Here is a 4129-nt window from a genome sequence, read left to right as displayed (position 1 = left end):
ATTTGGTGATAATGTAATCGTAAAAGATTATATTGTAGGTTTTGGTTTTGTATTATTTGGCTCAGTATTTATCGCACTTATTAAAATGATGGTTGTTCCACTCGTATTCGTATCTTTAACACTTGGCGCTGCGCAAATGGGTGACGTGAAGAAATTGGGTAGAATCGGTGGTAAGACGGTTGGTTTTTATCTTTTGACAACAGCGATTGCAATTACGATTGCAATTATCGTCGGTTCAATCGTTCAACCGGGATCATTTATGCAAATGACCACACAAGAATTGACCTTTGAAGCAAAAGAAAGTCCAGCTTTCGTAAATGTATTAATTGATATGGTACCAACAAACCCAATTGATGCAATGGCAAAAGGAAACATGCTACAAATTATCATCTTTGCACTTCTCTCGGGAACTGCAATCACGATTTTAGGAGAGAAAGCTAAACTCGTTAAAGATATTTTAGAGCAAGTAAATGAAGTTATACTTCAAATGGTAATGTTAATTATGAAATTTGCACCATACGGCGTATTTGCACTTGTTGGAAAAACAATGGCCACCTTTGGCTTTGATGCAATCGGGTCCCTTTTAGTCTACATGCTTTGTGTACTTGGTGCACTTGTTATCCATGCTGTAGTCACTTACCAAGGTATCCTTTATGCAACGACAAAGCTTAGTCCTATTCAGTTTTTCAAAAACTTTGCCCCAGCGATGGCAGTTGCCTTCTCGACATCATCGAGTAATGCGACACTTCCAGTAACGATTGAGACTGCTGAAAAAAGACTTGGTGTTAAAAAAGAACTTGCTTCATTTACTTTACCACTAGGCGCAACCATCAATATGGATGGTACAGCAATCATGCAAGGGGTTGCAACTGTGTTTATTGCACAGCTTTATGGTATTCCATTAGGTTTAGGCGACTTTGCAACTGTTATTTTAACGGCGACAATTGCATCCATCGGAACTGCTGGTGTTCCTGGCGTTGGTCTTGTAATGCTTTCAATGGTTCTAGTTCAAGTTGGTTTACCAGTTGAAGCCATCGGTTTAATCTTGGGTATCGATAGAATCCTTGATATGTGTAGAACAGTTATCAACATCACTGGTGATGCTGTATGTACATTAATCGTTGCTAAAACTGAAAATGAGTTTGATGAATCGATTTACTATGCACCAAATGAATTAGATTCAGTAGAAAATGTAGCTTAATTAGGATAATTAAATTTACCTTAATGCAATAAATAAAAATCATCAATGATCCGAGAGTGCTTGTACTTTAAGGTTAAGCACTTGTGGACATTGATGATTTTTTTTTTGAAATTTTTATGATAAATTGGGTATAAACACCTATATTTTATGATATAAAATTACTGGTATAATCGGCGAGTACGTCTGAGTAATGCTAACGTAGTTTGTGATTTCATAACTTAAAATACAGAGAAGGGTGGTGCTCATTAGAATGTTTGATCTCTGGATTATCGATAAAAATACCAATGATGCTAAAATGATACATAGTATTGCTAACACATATTTCAATCAGACTGTTGGTGAACATCACTATCGGTTAAATTTGATTACTGAACCTGATATGTCCGAAATAGAACGCATCAGTACTCAATTTGAAAAAACTTACCAAGTCTTTATTTTAGAAGTCGTTTTAAACCAGGAAATGACAGGATTTCAGCTTGGGTGTCAAATAAGAAGCAAAAACCCTAATGCCTATATTATCTTTGTGACCAACCACATTGAGCTTATGGGGGAGACTTTTTCTTATAATTTGAAGGCACTTAACTTCATTTATAAGAAGGATCCGCTCTTTGAGTCAAAACTAAAGCTCTCATTTGAGCAAATTAATAAAGAAGTGAGTCTATTAAACGAACGCAAGGGCTTAAATCAACCTGTTTCGGATACGTCCTTAAAGTATCATTATAAAGATGTATACTATACCATTCCCTTCAATGAAATTATATCCATAGAGACAAACACGTCAAGAAGGGGCTTGTTGATTCAAACCATAAGGAACACAGCACCATGTCAATTGAGTCTAAAAGAAATCATATCTGAACTACCAAGTGAGTTTATGCAAATACACAGGTCTGTTTTGATAAATACTTGCTATGTTAGAAACGTTCAAGTAAACAATTCTCAGTATCTTGTGACTACCTCTGACCAGAGAACCTATCCGATTTCAAAAAAATATTTAAATGAATTCATTAATATGATTAAATCTTAGTAAATAAAGACACAACTTCGGTTGTGTTTTTATAACGTTTTTGGCCTTAAATTGCATAAACGGCTGCTGAAATGACATAAATAGCAATTGACAACATTAATACAACCTTAAATGCATTAAGTGATAGTTCTATATAAAGCGATTGTGGATAAAAAGCAATTAGAGGTATTTAATATCGGCATAGAGTCGATTTTATTTTTTCAGGGTCAATTTACAAAACTCTGAATATAAAATTCGACAAGTTTGCTTGGAACAGGAGGTCATATGATGACGGGTAAGAGAAGAGGTAATAAATTTATTGCCTTATCGACCACTCTGCTTTTATTGCTTACTATGTTACCGATTATATCATTTGCAGGAATGAACGATATAACTGGGCATTGGGCTGAGGCAACGATTCAAGAGTGGTTAGGCAAGGGATTTGCAAGCGGCTATCCTGATAATACATTCAGACCGCAAGCAGAGATAACACGTGCAGAATTCATGACATTGGTCAATAAGGCTTTTTATTTTACTCAAGAAGCTGAAATTGATTTTAAAGATGTCAGTCCTTCGGATTGGTATTATAGCGCTGTACGCAAGGCAATTGCTGCAGGTTATATTGGGGGATATCCAGATGGGACGATGGCACCGAACAATTCAATTACAAGGCAAGAAGCGGCAATTATTATTGCCAAAGTCAAGGGATTGGAACTCAACACTCAATCACTAAGTACTTTTAATGACGCAGGGACTATTGCACAGTGGAGTAAGGCTTATGTCGGTGCAGTAGTGAAGGCAGGTCTCATGAGTGGCTATCCGGATGGGACTTTCAAGCCAATGAATAAAATCAATCGAGCTGAGGCAATTGTTGCCTTAAATAACACCTTGGCTGAAGCCTATCTTGTATATGATAAAGCGGGTACATTCGGACCGGCCTCAGGCATGGAAACCATCGATAATACTGTAGTTGTTAAGGCAGATGGCGTTACGCTTCAAAATTATCACATTACAGGTGATTTAATAATTGCAGAAGAAGTCGGCACTGGAGATGTCACCTTAAATAATCTAACCGTTGATGGTGAAACTTATTTAAGAGGTGGAGGTACTAACAGTATCCATATCAATGGTGGTAAATATAAGAGTGTTACAGTACAGAAGACTTCCAGTGGTAGGGTTCGTGTTGTGGCAACGAATATTGACGGCTTAAAAGTGATCATTTCTGAAAATGCGAGTGGTCAAGGGATTGTACTTGAAGGTAAGTTTGATTCAGTTCAAGTTGATGCACCAGGTATAGCAATCTCAACTCAAGGTGAAACAGCTATTGCAGAGATGAACGTTTCCAGCGCAGCTGCTAATGCAAATATTGAGCTAGGTGCTGATACCGTTGTTGCAAAAATGAAAGTTAATGTTGAAATTAAGGTTACTGGTAAAGGTGTGATTACAAATGCAGAAGTTACAGCTGAAAATGTAATTTTCGAAACACCGCCAGTTGAGGTTGTTGAAAAAATTACACCGACTACACCAGATACACCTGTGACACCAGTTACACCAGTAACACCAGGTGATAGCGGAGGCGGAGGTGGAGGAGATGACAACGATACACCTACAGCAACAGTGGCTGTAACTGGTGTAAGTGTGTCACCAACTACTTTAGCCCTTGATGTGGGTGGTAGTACTGGTACTATTACAGCAACGATTGCACCTTCTAATGCAACTAATAAATCTGTAACTTGGGCAACCAGTAATGCTTCAGTTGCCACTGTTTCAAATGGTGTTGTAACACCGGTTGCAGCTGGTATCGCCAATATTACAGCAACATCTGTTGCAAATACCACTAAATCAGCAGTATGCGTGGTAACAGTATCTGATCCAAGTGTACTCGATATTAGTGGTGTGACTGCAACGAAAGATACCGTTACGGT

At 37.7% G+C, this 4129-nt stretch carries 3 protein-coding genes; all 3 read left to right on the top strand.

The window, feature by feature from the left end; genetic code table 11:
• The coding region (locus AC220I_RS19135; RefSeq protein WP_486725464.1) for a dicarboxylate/amino acid:cation symporter at window positions 1-1201 on the top strand (1201 nt) is incomplete at its 5' end.
• A 250-nt stretch (window positions 1202-1451) separates the two neighbouring features.
• On the top strand, window positions 1452-2225 hold the full coding sequence (locus tag AC220I_RS19130; RefSeq protein WP_486725463.1) for a LytR/AlgR family response regulator transcription factor: 774 nt from the start codon (window positions 1452-1454) through the stop codon (window positions 2223-2225).
• Between the two features lie 264 nt (window positions 2226-2489).
• The coding region (locus AC220I_RS19125) for an S-layer homology domain-containing protein (RefSeq protein ID WP_486725462.1) at window positions 2490-4129 on the top strand (1640 nt) is incomplete at its 3' end.

This window comes from Fusibacter sp., from assembly GCF_057447755.1.
The sequence above is the reverse complement of the archived record's forward strand: the minus strand, read 5'-3'. Positions and strand labels throughout refer to the sequence as shown.

Coding starts and splice junctions, on each gene's coding strand:
- AC220I_RS19130 (WP_486725463.1), top strand. CDS start 1,452: ATGTTTGATCTCTGGATTATCGATAAAAATACCAATGATGCTAAAATG.